This window comes from Nocardia sp. NBC_00565, assembly GCF_036345915.1.
Classification (GTDB): Bacteria; Actinomycetota; Actinomycetes; order Mycobacteriales; family Mycobacteriaceae; genus Nocardia.
On the sequence record NZ_CP107785.1, the window covers coordinates 6,509,225 to 6,525,378 of the forward strand.

Sequence of the window (16,154 nt, forward strand, 5' to 3'; positions counted from 1 at the left end):
TGAACGATGCGATGCCCCGAGTCGAGGTGTTGCGGCCGGGAATGCTGACCACCGTGCAGGATTGGCCCGGTCGGATCGGGTACTGGCATATCGGCGTCCCCCCGTCGGGACCGATGGACGATCTGTCGTTCCGACTCGGCAACCGGGCGCTCGGCAATCCCGAGGGTGCGGCGGGTCTCGAATGCACCCTCGGCGGCCCCGCACTGAAATTCTCCGTGCCGACCTGGGTGTGCGTCACCGGCGCGCCCACCGACGTCACCGTCGACGGGACTCCCGTGCAGCAGTGGCGGACGGTGCTGGTTCCGGCGGGCGGCGTACTCGAGATCGGCGCGGTGCGCGGCCCCGGCATGCGCTGCTATGTGCTGCTCGCAGGCGGTATCCAACTGCCCGAATACCTGGGCAGCACAGCCACATTCACGCTCGGCAAGTTCGGTGGCAGCGAGGGCAGCGCATTGCGGGTCGGTGAAAAGCTCGAGCTCGGCGCGCAGGTCGGCCGAGTCGCGACCGGGGTGCCGATGGAGGAGCAGCCGGTGCTGTCCCGGCGCTGGGAACTGGCCGTCACCGAGGGGCCGCACGGCGCACCGGAGTTCTTCACGCGCAATGACTTCGACACCATCATCGGCACCGACTACGAGGTGCATTTCAACTCCGATCGCACCGGCGTCCGGCTGATCGGTCCGAAACCCGAGTGGGCCCGAACCGATGGCGGCGAGGCCGGGCTGCACCCCTCCAACATCCACGACACCCCGTATTCGGTTGGGGCACTGGACTTCACCGGCGATACCCCCATCCTGCTCGGCCCCGATGGACCAAGCCTTGGCGGCTTCGTCTGCCCGGTGACCGTGGTCGCCGCCGATCGCTGGAAGCTCGGCCAGCTCTCCCCCGGCGACGCCGTGCGCTTCGTACCGATCCGCAGCGATCGTGCCGCCTCGATCCGTGAGCTCGGCCCGGCTCGGCGCGCGGCGTGGTCCACGGTGCTCTCCTCCGGCGGCGACGGCGATGACGGTGTGCTGCGCCGCACCGATGTCGACGACGAGACCGGGGTGACCTACCGCCGCCAGGGCAACGACGGCGTCCTGGTCGAATACGGCACCATGACACTGGATCTCGGCCTGCGCGCCCGCGTGCATGCGCTGCACCAGCACCTGCTCGCGGTCGGTGTGCGCGGCGTGACGGAGCTGACCCCGGGTGTCCGCTCGCTACAGATCCGGGTCGATCCGGCGGTCCTGCCCGTAGCCACGCTGCTCGATCTGCTCACCGAGGCCGAACAGTACATCCCGGCCTCGGATCAGCTCGTCGTTCCGAGCCGAACCGTGCAGCTGCCGCTGTCCTGGGACGATCCCTCGACCAGGGAGGCGATCACCCGCTACATGCACGGCGTGCGGGCCGACGCGCCGTGGTGCCCGTGGAATATCGAATTCATCCGGCGCATGAACGGATTGGGCTCGGTGCAGGATGTCTATGACACCGTGTTCGGCGCGGAGTATCTGGTGCTCGGTCTCGGCGATGTCTACCTGGGCGCACCGGTCGCAACCCCGACCGACCCGCGGCACCGGCTGGTCACCACGAAGTACAACCCAGCCCGCACCTGGACCCCCGAGAACGCCGTTGGCATCGGCGGCGCGTACCTGTGCATCTATGGCATGGAAGGCCCCGGCGGTTACCAATTCGTCGGCCGCACAACCCAAGTCTGGAACCACCGCAACCCCGGCGACCGTCCCGACGACTCCCCCTGGCTGCTGCGCTACTTCGATCGCATCCGCTGGTATCCGGTCGGCGCGGACGAACTGCTCGACCTGCGTGCCGATTTCGCCACGGGCAAGGTCGAGGTGCGGGCCGAGGACGGCGAGTTCGCGCTCGCGGACTACCGAAAGTTCCTCGCCGACAACGCGTCATCGATCGAGGAGTTCCGTGCCATGCAGGCGGCGGCCTTCGCCGAGGAGCGGAATTCGTGGCAGCGGGCGGGCGAACTCACCGCGTGATCACCAGCCGAACAGCTCCGCCAGATCGATCGACTCGTCGTCCCAGACGTCTTCGATGGTGCGGCGTTCGGCCTCGGGCAGCTCGGGCGACCACCCGCAGCGCCGCCAGAAGTCCTCTCGATGTTCCTGAGTAATCCGTCTCGGCTCACTCATGCGCACCACCCCTGCCAACCACATCGTGCTGACCTAGATTGTGGGCCTGCTCCGGCCGCGACATGCCGGAACAGGCCCACGTTTTCAGCGCAGATCGCGGAAGAACTCGCGAATGTCGTTGGTCAGCAGGACCGGTTCCTCCAGGGCCGCGAAGTGTCCGCCGCGATCCACATCGTTCCAGCGGGTGATGGTGTTCTCGGTCTCGCAGTAACGGCGAATGACGATGTCGTGGGCGAAAACCAGGGCCGCGGTCGGCACACCGGAGTTCGGGTTGGTCGTGCCCCAGCCGCCGCGCTGCGCATAACCGACGTAGGCGGCCGAGCCCGCGGTGCCGTTGAGCCAGTACAGCATCACATTGGTCAGCAGCCTATCCCGGTCGATGACCTTGTCCGGGTCCGCATTTCGCGGATAGGTCCACTCCCGAAACTTGTCCATGATCCAGGCGAGCTGGCCGATCGGCGAATCCACCAGCCCATACGCCAAGGTCTGCGGGCGAGTGGACTGGATGGCGATGTAGCCGAACTCCTCCTGCATGAACGCCTGGATGCGCCGGATCCGGTCGCGTTCGAGATCGGTCAGGCTCGCCAACTCTTCTTCGGACAGTTGATGTGTCGGTGGGATCGGGGCGGGTCCACCGTTGCAATGCACTCCGACGACATGGTCCGGCGCGGCGCGGCCCACCTGCGGGCTGACGGACGCACCCATATCGCCGCCCTGAGTGCCATAGCGTTCGTAGCCGAGCCGGCGCATGAGTTCGGCCCAGGCCGCGCCGATCCGTTCGGTGCTCCAGCCATCATCGACGACCGGACTCGAGAATCCGTAGCCGGGTAGCGACGGAATGACCAGGTGGAAGGCGTCGGCCGGGTCCCCGCCGTGCGCGCGCGGATCGGTCAGCGGACCGATCACGTCCAGGAATTCGACGACCGAACCGGGCCAGCCGTGCGTCATCAGCAGCGGCAGGGCATCGGGTTCGGGCGAACGGACGTGCAGGAAGTGAATCCGCTGCCCGTCGATCTCGGTGGTGAATTGCGGATAGGCATTGAGCTGGGCCTCCGCCGCGCGCCAGTCGTACTCGGTGCGCCAGTAGTCGGCCAGCCCGCGCAACCAGGTGGTCGGCACGCCGGTGTCCCAGCCGTCGCCGGGCAGCGGTGCGGGCCACCGCGCGCCGTCGAGCCGATTACGCAGGTCATCGAGCTGCTGCTGCGGGATTTCGATACGGAACGGGGTGATCTCTGTGGTCATGAGAACTACGATATGAGCCGCCTAGGACAGGATTGGCCCTAGGTATAGGGCAGACTTCTAGCCATGTTGGAGACCTCCGCGCGACTGCTGCGATTGCTGTCGCTATTGCAGACGCCACGCGATTGGACCGGCACCGAACTCGCCGAACGCCTCGAAGTCGATGTGCGCACCGTGCGTCGCGATATCGACAAGCTGCGCAACCTCGGCTATCCGGTGGACGCCACCGCCGGTGTTGCGGGCTACCGCCTCGGTGCCGGTGCGAAACTGCCGCCGCTGCTGCTCGACGATGACGAGGCGGTAGCCGTGGCGGTCGGACTGCGCACCGCGGCGGGCGGCACCATCGCGGGTATCGAGGACAGCTCGTTGCGCGCGCTCACCAAGTTGGAACAGGTGCTGCCCTCCCGGCTACGGCACCGGATCAGCCTGCTCCAATCGGTCACCGTCACAGTGCCTTCCGCGGGTCCCACCGTCGACCCCGATGTATTGACCGCGATCGCGGGCGCGATCCGCGACAGTCACCACCTGCGCTTCGATTACCGAACCCACAGCGGCGCAACGGCATTGCGGACCACCGAACCGCATCGCCTGGTCCACACGGGCCGCCACTGGTACCTCATCGGCTGGGATGTCGACCGCGCCGACTGGCGCACCTATCGCGTCGACCGCCTGCGCCCGCGCATCCCCACCGGCCCGCGCTGCACGCCCCGTGAATCCCCCGATGCCGATCTGGCCCGCTACATCACCAGCGGCACAACGACTTCCCCCTACCGCTACACCGCCCGCGTCACCCTGTACGTCCCCGCACAGGTGGCCGCCGAACGGATCGCCCCGACCGTCGGCCTCATCGAGGCGATCGACGACCGCACCTGCCTACTGCGCACCGGCTCCAACTCGCTCGACGAATTAGCCGTCTACATCGGGATTTTCGGCTTCGCCTGCCGCATCCACGAACCCCCTGAACTCATCGCCCACATCCGCGAGCTCACCACCCGCCTCATCGAAGCGATCGAATAAATCAGATACCCAGTGCAAACGATTTGATCTAGTCCGGCTGGCGGGCGGTCGCCTCCGGGCGGACCGCGTCGCGAATGATGCGCAGTCCGGTGATCAAGCCGTCGAGTTGGTCAGTGGTGAGCAGACCGGTGAACCACCGCTCGATGACCTCGATGTATTCGGGCAGCACGCGGGCCAGCCTGGCCGCGCCCGCCGCGGTGAGTACGGCGTAGGCGCTGCGGCGGTCCACGGAATCGAGTTCACGTCGCACGAAACCGTTGCGCTGCAGCCGATCGACCAGGCGGGTGACGCCGCTGGTGGACAGGTTCGTCTGCGCCGCAAGATCGGTCATCCGCAGCCGCCGTCCCGGTGAGCGACTCAGCCGCATCAGCGCGTTGCCGTCCAGTCCCGACAGGCCGTGCTTGCGCCAGGTCGGCTCCAACCTCGCATGCAGGCCCTCGTGCGCCTCGTAGAGCAAGCCCATGGTGGTGAGCCTCGGATCATCGAAGAGGTCTGCGGTCACGAATCCGAGCCTAGCTCAGGTAGTTGCGTTGAGGATAGTTGACATGCGGAACATACGCGCTAGATTGTTGTCAGAGCAATATTCCTCACCGCAACTAAATGGAGCTTCCGATGACTGCCACCCCGCACTGGGTCGCCACCTTCCGTTCCACCCTGGTCGACCCCATCGAACGGATCCGCCTGGCCGAGCCGCGCGGCTTCGCCGACCACACGGTGCGCCAGGTGCTGCACCTGGTCGGCGGCGGCGCGCGGCTGCGGGTGCGACTCACCAATCGCTACGGCGCGACGCCGGTGACCATCGGCGCGGCCCGCATCGCGGTGCGCAAGTCCGGCGCGGAGATCGTGACCGAGACCGATACCGCACTGCTCTTCGACGGCAAGACGCACACGACAATTCCGGCGGGTGCCGACATCATCAGCGACACAGTCGATTTCGCGACGACAGCCGGTATGGATCTGGCACTGAGCGTCCACCTGCCGGACGAGACCGGGCCGGCACCGTTCTCGCATTTGCCGATGGAATCCAGCTACGTCGCCGACGGTGACCAGACCGCCGCGGTGGCGCTATCCGACGCCGAGGAGGCCACCTCGCGCTTCTATGTGACCGGCGCCGACGTGCTCACCACCGCCGATGCTCCAATCGTCGTCGCATTCGGCGACTCCTGGTTCGAAGGCGTCGGTTCCACCAGCGGCGCCAACCGTCGCTCGGTCGATGTCCTCAACGCACGCCTCACCACGGGCTGGGTGCTCAACCAGGGCATCAGCGGTACTCGCCTACTGACCGACCAGATCGGCGAACACGGCCTGGCTCGCTTCGATCGCGATGTGCTCGACGTCCCCGGCGTCACCCACGTCGTCCTGAACTTCGGCATCAACGACCTGATTCTCGACAACAGCACCGCATCCGCCGCGGACCTCATCGCTGGTTTCACCGCCCTAGCCGAACGCGCCCACGCGGCCGGACTCGCGGTCTACGCCAACACCATCGGCCCCTTCGCCGGTGTCATCTACCCGGACCTCAATGTCGCCGAAGGCCGCGTGGTCCGCCGCCAGGTCAACGAATGGCTGCGCACCACAGCGGTTTTCGACGCCGTCTTCGATATCGCCGCCGCCGTCGAGAACCCCGACGACCCGGACTTCATCCGCCCCGACCTCGACAGCGGCGACGGCCTGCACCTCAACGACGCGGGCCACCAAATCATGGGCGAAACGATGAACATCCTCGGGCTCACCGACTGATCCACAGGTGTCCGAACCGTCTGCGCCACGGTGTAATTCGTGGCGCTGGCATCGGCGGGCCCGTTACCGTGACATATGGTCGGCGAATCCCCGGCGGTGACACTGCGTCGCCGCGAGCAGCTCCGCGATTTTCTGCGCACCCGACGGGCGCGAATCACGCCCGACGACGTCGGGCTGGTGGCGGTGGGTAGGTGCCGGACGCCGGGCCTGCGGCGCGAGGAAGGCGACGGCGGCGGCGACATCGTCGGCGGTGCCGAGGCGGCCGATCACTACCCGAGTGATGACAGCGGCATGGGCATCGGCGGTGATGTTGTCGTGGAACATCGAGGTTTCGATATAGCCGGGGCTGACGGAGTTGACGCGAATTCGCTTGGGTGCGAGTTCGATGCTGAGGGTGTGGGTCAGGTTGTGCACCGCCGCTTTGGTTACCCCGTAGAGGGAGGCGCCCGGGAGGCCGCCGTGCACCGTCCAGGATGTGGTCGCGGGCCGTTCCTGAGCCGATCGGGTAGCCGATCTCGCTAGGGGGCGAGGCCGCGGAGGACTATTTCGATGCCTAGGCGGAATTCGGTTGCGGGGTCTATCTTTTGGGCTTCGGTGGCGGTCTCGGTGAGGCGGGGGTAGTCGGCTGGGGCGAGTTGGGTCATGGCGGTGGTGCCCGGGCCGGAGAGGGGGCCGTAGTGCTCGTTCTGGAGGTGGCCGAGGAGGAAGGCCATGAGGGTGCGTTGGGCCAGGACGCGGCCGACGCCGGTGAAGCCCGCGTCGGTGAGGACGGTCAGCATGGCTTCGATCCAGCGCAGGCTGGTGGGGGCGGTCTGGCGGTGGCGTACGACCAGCGGGACCGTTGCCGGGTGGGCGGATACCGCGGCGCGCATCCGTTCCAGAAGGGACGCGGCGCGGTCACGCCAGTCCGGATCGGTGGGCGGCGACAGGTCGACGGTGGCCAGGAGGTGGTCGACGACCAGTACCTCCAGTTCGTGGCGGTCGGCGACGTAGCGGTAGAGCCCCATGGTGGCGATGCGCAGTTCCTTGGCGACCGCGCGCATCGTGAGTCCGGACAGGCCGTCACGGTCGAGGACCGCGAGGGCGGCGGCCGCGATGGCGGGGCCGGTCAGCGAACGAGGGCGGGGCACGGGTTGACAGCGTACAAGGTACGCGCATACTGAATGTAGGCGTACGTCGTATACCTACGAAAGGGAGATCTCATGCCATTGCCGCGCACCGTGGCCACCCGCGCCCTGATCACCATCGCCGACAGCACCGTTCAGATTCCGGACGTGGATTGCCTGATCCACCTGCAATTCCGCCGTTTCGCCGGCTGCCCGATCTGCAACCTGCACCTGCGCTCGTTCGCCACCCGGCACGACGAGATCCGCGCCGCCGATGTCCGCGAGGTCGTCGTCTTCCATTCCAGCGCAACCGAATTGCGCAAATACGAAGGCGATCTCCCCTTCGACCTGATCGCCGACCCCACCCGAATCCTCTACCGCGAGTTCGGCGTCGAAACCACACCCCGCGCCCTGCTCGACCCCCGCGCCTGGCCCGCCATCATCCGCGGTGTCGTCACCGCGACAACAGCGGTGCTCCGCAAGCAAAAGCCCGCTCCCCCAGCCGAACCCGAAGGCGGCCGCCTCGGCCTCCCCGCCGACTTCCTCATCGCCCCTGACGGCCGAGTCCTGGCCAGCAAACTCGGAAAGCACGCCGACGACCAATGGTCGGTCGACGAACTACTCGCCCTGGTACCGGCTACACGACATTGACGGCCGAGCCGGACCGTCCACCCGATTCACACCATGGCCGTCTCATATCGCCCCGACTCAGGGCATCAGCGACGCTGGATCCACCGTGAATTCGAACGGGCTGCGCAGGGTGACGGTGTCTCCGGCCGCCACCCGGTGCGTCCGCTCGTAGGTTTCGTCCGCACTCAGCTCGTGGGCGAACAGAACTGGCAACGTTTCGCTGGGGAGCTGGCCCTTGAAGGGATTGATCTCGAAGCGCCAGTAGTTAGGGATCCCGGCGGCGGCGTAGAGCACCGGCTTGACCATGCGGTCCTGCAGCGTCGTCGATGTGGACACCACTTCGACCACCAGTTGCACCTGCTCGGCGGGGACTCCGCGGTCATCCCAGTCGATCGGGCCGGTGGCCACCACGACATCGGGAATCGGCTCGTCCTCGCCGATCAGTACCCCGACACCAGGCAGCACAACGTAGCCAGGCGGTGCAGCATCACCGAGCGCGCGCACCAGCCACTGGATCAGCAATTGATGTCGCGGGCTGGGGACGGCATGGACGACGAGCAGACCATTCAGCACCTCGTATCGCAATCCGTCCTCGGGTAAGTGATCAAGGTCTTCGGCCGTCCAACGGCCGGACCGGGGAACGGATATTTCCGTTGAAATCACCTCCAACCTCGACGGATGGGTGCGGACGATGTCAGCTGATGTCGTTGAGCCTAGCCTGAGCGATTCGTGTCAGCGCGGTGTCAGCGGGGGTGGGCATTGTTCGGGGCATGCCGGACGGGCGAGGGATCGAGGACCTTGGCGGCGGCGGACAGGAACTGGAAGGTATAGACAATGTCTGATGTAGCGCTGGTGGAATTCGTCGAGACTACGGCCAGCAAGTTCGGGATTCCAGGGGCTGCGGTCGGGGTGTGGGTGGATGGGCGGGAGGTGTTCGCGACTCATGGGGTGACGAGTGTGGCGAATCCCGTGCCGGTTGATCGGGACACGATGTTCGTGTTGGGGTCGGTCAGTAAGAGTTTTACCGCGACGGCGCTGATGCGGCTGGTCGCGGAGGGCAAGGTCGAGTTGGACGCGCCGGTGCGGCGGTATGTTCCGGAGCTGGTGCTCGCCGATGAGCGGGCCGCGGCGGAGATGACGGTGTTGAATCTGCTCAACCACACTGCGGGGCTGGGGATTCGGCTGATCATCGAGACCGGGGACGGGGATGACGCGCTGGCTCAGTATGTGGCGCGGTTGCCCGAGCTGGAGCAGATCGCGCCGGTCGGGGCGCGCGCTTCGTACAGTCAGGCCGGGTACAACCTGCTCGGGCGGGTCATCGAGAAGGTCACCGGGCTGACCTTCGAGAAGGCCGTTGCGCAGTTGGTTCTCGATCCGATCGGACTGTCGCACAGTCGGTATGCACCGGCCGAGGTCATGACCCACCGGTTCGCCGTCGGGCACAACCTCGGCGAGGACGGCACCCTCGCCGTCGCACGGGAGTGGAAGGACACCCGCGCCAACAACCCGGGCGGTGGCATCGCGTCCTCGGTGGCCGACCAACTTCGTTGGGCCCGTTTCCATCTCGGCGATGGGCGGACCGAAAGCGGTGCGCGGGTACTGCCCACCGGGATGCTGGATCGGATGAAGGAGCAGACGGTCGAACTCCAGGGCAGTTCGCTCGGCGATGCCTTCGGCATCTGCTGGTTCCTGCGCGATGTGGACGGAGTTCGCTTCGTCGGACACGGCGGATCGTCCAACGGCCAGTTCGCCGAGCTGCTGACCGTGCCGGAACGGAATTTCGCCATCACCGTCATGTCCAATGCGGGGCCGGACGACGGCATCCAGTTCAACCAGGCCGTTGTTCGGTGGGCGCTGGAGCACTACCTCGGCGTGATCGATCGCGATCCGGAGCCACTGCCCTTCGACGCGGCGCGAGCCGAGGAGATCGTCGGCGACTACGAGATCGATGTCATGACGCTGATCATCGGCACCGACGACGCGGGACTGACGGTGGCGTGCGGGATCAAGCCCGAAGTGCGCGCGGCCTCGGAAATCGAACTGCCCCCGGACCTTCCGGCGGCCGGTCTGGGCTTGCTGCCCGATGACCAATACATCGTCATCAGCGGCGGTCTGCAGGGGCAGCGCGGATTCTTCACCCGCGACGAACGCGGCAAGATCGTGGGCGCCGACCTTGCAGGACGGATGTTCGGTCGAGTCCAGCAAGCGTGAACCGCGCCGAAACAGCGAAAGCCGTTGCCACACAGTGGTGACCGCTTTCGCTGCGACGAAGCCCGTTGCGTCAGCCCGGCCCACCGGCCGTCAAGACAGGAGACCGACGTGTTAACACGGGCGTGCAGGATGGCTAGTTCGATCCACCTAGGACCGGCTGGTTGTGAGTAGTACCGGTTACGATGCTTCGGTGGATACCGTCGCATTGCTCACGGCTGCCAATCTGAGCCGGGCGCGATCGGCAGTCTGCGTGTTCGCCTTGGTTGGCGTAGTAACACTTCGACTTTCTTCGCTTCCGACTCGTGAATCTCTGGTCGCACATACCGCCGCAACATCAGGGATTGCCGTCTTTTCTGTTGCGGTCGCTTTGTTTTCGGTCGTGCTGGTGTTGCGGTCACGTATCGCCCGAGCGGTATCGGTGTTGCTGGCGACGCTTGCAGTAGCCTCATGTCTGCTACAAGTCGCGAAGATCTATTTCGCCGCCGTTGGCCACCGCGATCTGGTTTTCCAGGATCATGTGCTGGTCGATCCGCGCGGTTCACTGGCCTATTTCAATATTCCGCTTGTTGTGACCTACACAGCCGACATCGTGTTGTGGTTTGTCTGTCTGTTGCTGTCGATGGCATCCACAGCGGTCTTCAAGAGCCGGACGACCAACCCGACGCTCAGCTGAGCCCGCAGATCCGCCATATGTCTCCGATCTTTTCGTAGACCGCGGAGAACAGGGCTTCGTTGTTGTCATTCAACCCTGCGGCATGCCGTTCGTACCGCACCCCTACGGCTGCACTGGCGAATGTCTGCAGGACAGTGACATCCGAGACACCGGTGACACGGCCCCGCCCTCGGGCGTCGAGATCGGAACGAGCCCCTGCGGCAAAGGCGTCCGCATCGGTGTTGTCCAGTTCAGAGCGGAGCTGGCCACACGAGATGTCCACCAGGTCGGGCAGGTTACCGGTGTTGTAGTCCTCGATCGCGCGATTGGTCACCGAGACGATCTGATCACGCGTCGTGGGATCGACGGCCTGAACGGGGCCAGCGCTCGGCGACGCCGGCGATGGCGGCGCGCTCGAAGCCGGAGTAGTCGCCGGCGGTGCGCCCGCAGCCGGTGTCGTGGCCGACGGCGAACTCGAATCCATTGAGCCGCTAGAGCATCCGGCGATCAGCACTGCGGCGAGTGCCACACCGATTCCGATGACGCTACGCAATTTCCGATCCTCATTCTGGTCACTCGAACTTGTGGTGGGCGGAATCTAGTTGCCCCACGGACCGTTCTGCCCTGGGAGCGGTGGCTGTATCACGGACACCACGTCCCAATAGACGCCCGCGTTGGCAAGGCAGAACTGATATCTCGGGTCAACCGCCCCATAGGTGTACTCACAGTTCTGTTTCATGTCGAGAAACAGCTGATTATTGCAGAAGTTGTTCGTGCCGCCGCTCTCCAAACACATATCGTGGCGCGCACACGGGCCTCGGAAATCGGCATTCGCACCCGGGGCAGGTAGTTGATCGGGAGATCCTGAGCAATAGTCGTGCATGAACACCCATGAGTCGCATGATCGCCCCTCTGGGACGCGCTCACAATTCGGATCGAAGATGTAATCCTCGGGTATTTCGACCTTCGACCCCGACCCGTTCAATGCACCGTGCCCGCGGCAACTGCCATCCGGGTTCCGGCCGAGCGGGCACAGGCCGGCGGACTGCAGCGGAAGTGTACGGGTCGGCCCGGTTTGTGGCCGGTCCTCGCCGGATCCGCATGCCGCATTCGGCACATTCCCTGGTAACGCCGGTGGAATGTAGCCGGGGACGGGGATGATCGCATTGCAGGGATCGGTGTTGGGACCGGGAGTCGGCGGGGTAAGTGCGGTAGCGGGCGGCGGCGGCGGGCCGAGGGGCTGGGGTACGCCGGGAAAGGTCTGCGGTGCGGGGACGGCAGGTGATGGCTGTCCCGGCGCTCCCGGAAGTACCGGCTCTTCGATTTCGGGAAAATTCCCCCAGCACGGCCAGCCGGGATGCATCGCCTGCCATTCGGAGCAGGGAACGTAGGGATTGATAGGTTTGGCCTGCGCGGCCGGTGGATTGGCAGTACCGGCCACGACCAGCGCAACACCGACCACCAGCGCTGTCACCGCTGCCAGCAGCGTGCAGTAGCGACCGATCTGCCCGAGTCCTTGGCATGTCCTGAGCCGGGACATCGTTGCCTCACAGGTAGATCGGGTCGCCGTAGACGGCGAGTGAGTTGTCCGCAGTCGGGGTCGAGATGTTCACGATTGCGTACGAGCGCAGACTGACCGGGCCGAGGCAACCGTCGATTTTGATATGAACCTGATCCGAAGTGATCGAACCATGCCGTCCGGCAAGGGCTTTCGTACCGAATGGGATGTCGGTGATGGTACCCGGTTTCAGATACACGGTCGGCGAAATCATCGCGCTTGCACCGACATTGGACCAGACGCCGATGCTGACGCTCGGACCGATAGCCAAACCCAATGTCATACCGTTGGTTACGTCGACCTGGCAGCCGATCTGATAACCGAGCGTCATGGCGCCGGCATTCACCGGAGCGGTGCCGTCGCCAGTGATGTCGGCGATGGCCTTGAGGCTGACAAATCCTTCCCGGGTGAACATGGTGGCCGCCAGATTCGGGTATCTGTCGAGGTTTTCGTCGGTCTTGATGATCCGCATCTGCCAGCCGTCGTCAGTAGTGGTCTCGCGTGACTTGTCGGCCAACGGCTCAGCAGCGGCAGGACCGCTTCCGACGACGACCGCGATTGCCGCCAGCAAACCAAAGATTCCGGTAATCGTGCCCCGTATACGCATTACATCCCCGTGTGTACGTGTCCCGAGCAAACCGATTGGGGTGAAACCACCGTTGTCGCAAGCGAATCCCCCCAAGAGATTGCCCCCTACGGGCGTCACGGTAGCACAACGACCGGCTTGCCGCCGATCATAAAGACGAACGAAAGCCGTTGCTACACATCAGCAACGGCCTTCACGGTCTCGACGCTAGGTGACCTGGTCGGTCGACCTTCCAGACGCCTACTCCAAGGTCACAATCCGCACGGTCTCAGCGGCCCCGAAGCCCACACCTCAACGGGCGGGCTTCACCGTCACAACAGGCTTTGGAGCGGCTCCGAGATTTCGGTGCCGATCAGAACGTAACACCGACCCATGATGCGAACCCGGCCAAGCTGTCGGTACGTCGGCGCTCGGCCGCCGCGATTCCGTACAGGGTTTCCCGAACCGAGGGGTGCAACCGAGTCTGCTGCGGAGCGGCGGCCCGAGCCTTGTTGAGCGCCGCAAGCGAGCGCTCCGGCTTGCCCGTCATCAACCACGCCCTTGCGTTGTCCTGCCAGTGGTGTGCAACCCGGGTGGGTGCCGCGTCGGCGTGGTAGGTGAGTTTCGATCCCTCGATAGCGGCCTTGCTGGGGTCTCCTGCCTCGAGTTCGATTGCGTGTGCATGGATTTCGACGTTCAACGGGCCGAACGCCGTCATGTACAGATCGGTCTCGCCGGTCTGCTCGGCGCACTCGCGCGCGGCCGCCGCGTGGTCAATAGCATTGGGGTAGTTGAGCTTTCGTGCCTCGTTGATCGCTCCGGCAAGGTGCGAGTATCCGGCCAGGACCATTCCGGCGTGGCTCGTGTCGGCAGCGCCGATAGTGGAGTCGATGAGTTGCCCGGCAACTTCGGATTCGCCGTAATGAGTGAGTACCCGGGCACGCGCCAGCGCTGAGAATGCGCCGTAATGCGGATCATCCGCAAGTGGTGCGTACGTGTCCGCGAGATCCAGAGCCGGGAGCGCCAACATCAAATGCCCGGTGCGCCGCGCCGACCACTCCGCCAACACATAGGCCGAAGTCAACAGAGTGTACGCGTGCGCCTGTGTATCACCGGATGTTTCACGCACAGCCCCATGTATCCGGCGGATGAGTGCGGGCAGCACTTCGATGGTTTGGCGGGTGCGGTCGCTGCGGTAGAGCTGTTGCGCCGCCTCCAGGTCGGCGGTCAGCACGTCGATTGTTCCCGGTTCGGTGGCGCGGGCGTAGCGGCCTTCGGTGAGCAGTACCGACAGGTTATTGATCGCATCCGACATCGGTTTGCCGTCATCGAAGGGCGCACCGGTCAACTGTTCGGGGGTGATCCGCAGAGCCTTGGCGACGGCGGATATGAAGCCTGGGCTCGCCACCTCCCGCCCCTGTTCAACCGCTTTCACCATCGACAGTGAGTAGTTGGCGCGCAGCGCCAGCTGGCGCTGCCCGAGACCGGCAATCTTGCGCTCTGCTGCTATTCGCTGCCCTGCATACCCCATGAGCGCCAGCGTAGACCGATCGGGACTGTCCCTCTACTGGCCTTTCAGCTGTCCCTCGGCGGCGAACCTAGATATCAGCACCCACCCGACGGGCGCGTCCCGCCGATCCCTCTCGATACGGGCGCACCCAAACAGTCCTCGAAGTCCGGGAGGTCGGCAGATGCCGAACCGAGAGCTTCCACAGCGAGACCCGTTCACCGGGCCACCAGCCACCTACAGCGGCGCACAACCCGATCTGGTCGAGCAGTTCGCGGTTGCCGTGCGTGGGTGGGCAAGCCCGCCCGCGACCGCAGAGCCGTCCCGGTGCCGGGGTGTCGATGCCCCCGGCACCGGGCGCACCAACCGCGACCGACACGACCAAGAGGTGTAACCCCGATGGAGCACTTAGATTTTGGCGATACCCCTGTGTCGCGCTGCACCTATTACCGGCGCGTGTGCGACCTTCCCGCGAACATCGACCCGCCGCATTTGGGCCGCATCGTCATGCACGCCGACTTCGTGTGGGCGCTGGTGCTGCCCGCCCCACTCGGGCAAGCCGTCAAGGTCGAAATGCAGCGACGACGGGCCGATATCGGCCCGATTCTGTCGCATCCTCGTTCGGGTCGCTGGGCCTATTTGGTGCGGCCGGATCTTCCCGACGACGTGAGTTTGTTCGCAGAGATGTTCCGGCTCAACGTCTCTGTCGTTCGCGCCGGAGGAACCATCGCGTTGCCCTCCCCTGCTGATCGGGGGGCGCTGTTCAGACGCTGGGTCGAACCACCCCGGTGTACGTTCCGCCCGTCCGGTTTGGTCGTGGTCGATTCGATACGGGCGTGCTCAGGCCAGTACCGGCCCGTGCATCGGAGAGCCGCCAATGCCTGAATCCACCTGTGGCCCTACGATAAAGCTGTCATTGTGCGGCGTCGGCGCGTTCAGCGCCACCACTGGAGCGTTGGAGTTCGTGGCGTGCCCGTCGCGGATGTGCGCGGCAATGGTGCCCCTGGTTGATGGCTGCATTGCCGACCACACGCCGATCATGCCCAAACCCGAACGGTGCCCGTGGGTCGGGGTGCGGGTGGTTGACGACCGAGCCGACTTCGACCTGAGCGGCATCGGAGTTGTGCACCGATGACCGAACTCGAGCGGCCCCAGCGAAAGGAGATCGCCCCATCGGTGCGGCGTCTGCTCGCGGACTTCCACAGTGACACCCTCCAGAAAATCGAGTTGGCACCCACGGATAGCAAACCGATCTACCAAAGCTCGGACGGCTTCCTGATGCCAGTCGACGAGGACGGATGGGTTTCGGACTCAGACGCCGATCTCGACAAAGCCGACGCGATTCCTGTTGTGCCCACCGCCGTTCACGACGTCGAGGAATCATGAGCCTGCAAACCCAAGACCCCGACGATGTTTCGCCACTTCCGGATGAACCGGACGTACACCTCAGCGTGTTCCTGCACGGAGTTCGCCTCGACTACGTCGCCTGCATGACTGCGGGCCTGAACTTCATCCAGGAACATCGGGCGCGGCACTACACCGACGCCGTCACAATCAACCTCGGCAATACCAGCGGCTATCGGCGCCTTCCTTGCGAGCGCCTGTACATAGAATAGGCGCAAACCTGTAGCGCCTGTGCGTGCTTCGCCAGACCTACACCCGACGTCTGGGGTCCGGAAAAGCCACCCAGGGCTATTCATGGTAGTGCGGTGGCGGAGAGTTCAAATTCCACCGCTACCACCAAAGCCCCTGACCAGAGGTGCGGGGCTTTATGTCGGCAGCAACGCGTCCCGC

General features: G+C 65.2%; 19 protein-coding genes. 10 read left to right on the forward strand and 9 right to left on the reverse strand.

Going from position 1 to position 16,154, the window contains the following annotated elements:
• Window positions 1–11 precede the first annotated feature (11 nt).
• Window positions 12–1,982: a 5-oxoprolinase/urea amidolyase family protein gene (locus tag OG874_RS30100; protein WP_330257477.1), complete on the forward strand. Its 1,971-nt coding sequence runs from the start codon at window positions 12–14 to the stop codon at window positions 1,980–1,982.
• Here the strand turns inward: OG874_RS30100 and OG874_RS30105 are convergent, their stop codons facing one another.
• Both OG874_RS30105 and OG874_RS30110 read right to left on the reverse strand, forming a co-directional pair.
• Entirely contained in the window at window positions 1,983–2,135 is a 153-nt protein-coding gene (locus OG874_RS30105) for a hypothetical protein (protein WP_330250470.1), read from the reverse strand.
• A gap of 84 nt (window positions 2,136–2,219) precedes the next feature.
• Window positions 2,220–3,377: an epoxide hydrolase family protein gene (locus tag OG874_RS30110; protein ID WP_330250471.1), complete on the reverse strand. Its 1,158-nt coding sequence runs from the start codon at window positions 3,375–3,377 to the stop codon at window positions 2,220–2,222.
• Window positions 3,378–3,440: 63 nt separating this feature from the next.
• Here OG874_RS30110 and OG874_RS30115 point away from each other — a divergent pair, with 63 nt between their 5' ends.
• Entirely contained in the window at window positions 3,441–4,391 is a 951-nt protein-coding gene (locus OG874_RS30115; RefSeq protein WP_330250472.1) for a helix-turn-helix transcriptional regulator, read from the forward strand.
• A gap of 28 nt (window positions 4,392–4,419) precedes the next feature.
• On the opposite strand, the gene OG874_RS30120 is transcribed toward OG874_RS30115, so the two are convergent.
• Window positions 4,420–4,893: a MarR family winged helix-turn-helix transcriptional regulator gene (locus tag OG874_RS30120; protein WP_330250473.1), complete on the reverse strand. Its 474-nt coding sequence runs from the start codon at window positions 4,891–4,893 to the stop codon at window positions 4,420–4,422.
• A 110-nt stretch (window positions 4,894–5,003) separates the two neighbouring features.
• Here OG874_RS30120 and OG874_RS30125 point away from each other — a divergent pair, with 110 nt between their 5' ends.
• Window positions 5,004–6,131, forward strand: a complete 1,128-nt coding sequence (locus OG874_RS30125) for a GDSL-type esterase/lipase family protein (protein WP_330250474.1) — start codon at window positions 5,004–5,006, stop codon at window positions 6,129–6,131.
• A 63-nt stretch (window positions 6,132–6,194) separates the two neighbouring features.
• On the opposite strand, the gene OG874_RS44920 is transcribed toward OG874_RS30125, so the two are convergent.
• Together OG874_RS44920 and OG874_RS30140 are read right to left on the reverse strand one after the other, a co-directional pair.
• Window positions 6,195–6,596 (reverse strand): SDR family oxidoreductase, encoded by a 402-nt coding sequence (locus OG874_RS44920; RefSeq protein ID WP_442943143.1) that lies wholly within the window; start codon window positions 6,594–6,596, stop codon window positions 6,195–6,197.
• A gap of 53 nt (window positions 6,597–6,649) precedes the next feature.
• Window positions 6,650–7,261, reverse strand: coding sequence for a TetR/AcrR family transcriptional regulator (locus tag OG874_RS30140; protein WP_330250475.1), 612 nt, complete (start codon window positions 7,259–7,261; stop codon window positions 6,650–6,652).
• A 72-nt stretch (window positions 7,262–7,333) separates the two neighbouring features.
• Here OG874_RS30140 and OG874_RS30145 point away from each other — a divergent pair, with 72 nt between their 5' ends.
• Window positions 7,334–7,888 (forward strand): peroxiredoxin-like family protein, encoded by a 555-nt coding sequence (locus tag OG874_RS30145; RefSeq protein WP_330250476.1) that lies wholly within the window; start codon window positions 7,334–7,336, stop codon window positions 7,886–7,888.
• Between the two features lie 57 nt (window positions 7,889–7,945).
• Here the strand turns inward: OG874_RS30145 and OG874_RS30150 are convergent, their stop codons facing one another.
• Window positions 7,946–8,530, reverse strand: a complete 585-nt coding sequence (locus OG874_RS30150) for a Uma2 family endonuclease (RefSeq protein WP_330250477.1) — start codon at window positions 8,528–8,530, stop codon at window positions 7,946–7,948.
• 171 nt (window positions 8,531–8,701) lie between these two features.
• Between OG874_RS30150 and OG874_RS30155 the strand changes: the two genes are divergently transcribed.
• Both OG874_RS30155 and OG874_RS30160 read left to right on the forward strand, forming a co-directional pair.
• A complete protein-coding gene (locus OG874_RS30155; protein ID WP_330250478.1) occupies window positions 8,702–10,078 on the forward strand; it encodes a serine hydrolase domain-containing protein in 1,377 nt (458 codons plus the stop codon).
• A 190-nt stretch (window positions 10,079–10,268) separates the two neighbouring features.
• A complete protein-coding gene (locus tag OG874_RS30160) occupies window positions 10,269–10,751 on the forward strand; it encodes a hypothetical protein (protein ID WP_330250479.1) in 483 nt (160 codons plus the stop codon).
• Here OG874_RS30160 and OG874_RS30165 read toward each other — a convergent pair.
• The 3 genes from OG874_RS30165 to OG874_RS30175 all read right to left on the reverse strand — a co-directional run bounded on the left by OG874_RS30165 (window position 10,744) and on the right by OG874_RS30175 (window position 14,384).
• Window positions 10,744–11,064, reverse strand: coding sequence for a hypothetical protein (locus tag OG874_RS30165; RefSeq protein WP_330250480.1), 321 nt, complete (start codon window positions 11,062–11,064; stop codon window positions 10,744–10,746). The genes OG874_RS30160 and OG874_RS30165 overlap by 8 nt on opposite strands.
• Window positions 11,065–12,277: 1,213 nt before the next feature.
• Complete coding sequence (locus OG874_RS30170) at window positions 12,278–12,994, reverse strand: MspA family porin (protein WP_330250481.1); 717 nt, start codon at window positions 12,992–12,994, stop codon at window positions 12,278–12,280.
• Window positions 12,995–13,226: 232 nt separating this feature from the next.
• On the reverse strand, window positions 13,227–14,384 hold the full coding sequence (locus OG874_RS30175; protein WP_330250482.1) for a helix-turn-helix domain-containing protein: 1,158 nt from the start codon (window positions 14,382–14,384) through the stop codon (window positions 13,227–13,229).
• A 160-nt stretch (window positions 14,385–14,544) separates the two neighbouring features.
• Here OG874_RS30175 and OG874_RS30180 point away from each other — a divergent pair, with 160 nt between their 5' ends.
• From OG874_RS30180 to OG874_RS30195, 4 genes are all read left to right on the forward strand, one after another.
• On the forward strand, window positions 14,545–14,754 hold the full coding sequence (locus OG874_RS30180) for a hypothetical protein (RefSeq protein WP_330250483.1): 210 nt from the start codon (window positions 14,545–14,547) through the stop codon (window positions 14,752–14,754).
• A gap of 62 nt (window positions 14,755–14,816) precedes the next feature.
• Window positions 14,817–15,245 (forward strand): DNA-directed RNA polymerase subunit beta, encoded by a 429-nt coding sequence (locus OG874_RS30185; RefSeq protein ID WP_330250484.1) that lies wholly within the window; start codon window positions 14,817–14,819, stop codon window positions 15,243–15,245.
• A 246-nt stretch (window positions 15,246–15,491) separates the two neighbouring features.
• Window positions 15,492–15,746: a hypothetical protein gene (locus OG874_RS30190; RefSeq protein WP_330250485.1), complete on the forward strand. Its 255-nt coding sequence runs from the start codon at window positions 15,492–15,494 to the stop codon at window positions 15,744–15,746.
• Window positions 15,743–15,976 carry a hypothetical protein gene (locus OG874_RS30195; RefSeq protein ID WP_330250486.1) on the forward strand — a complete coding sequence of 78 codons (234 nt, stop codon included), beginning with the start codon at window positions 15,743–15,745 and terminating at the stop codon, window positions 15,974–15,976. The genes OG874_RS30190 and OG874_RS30195 overlap by 4 nt, the downstream gene beginning before the upstream one ends.
• Window positions 15,977–16,154: the final 178 nt, after the last annotated feature.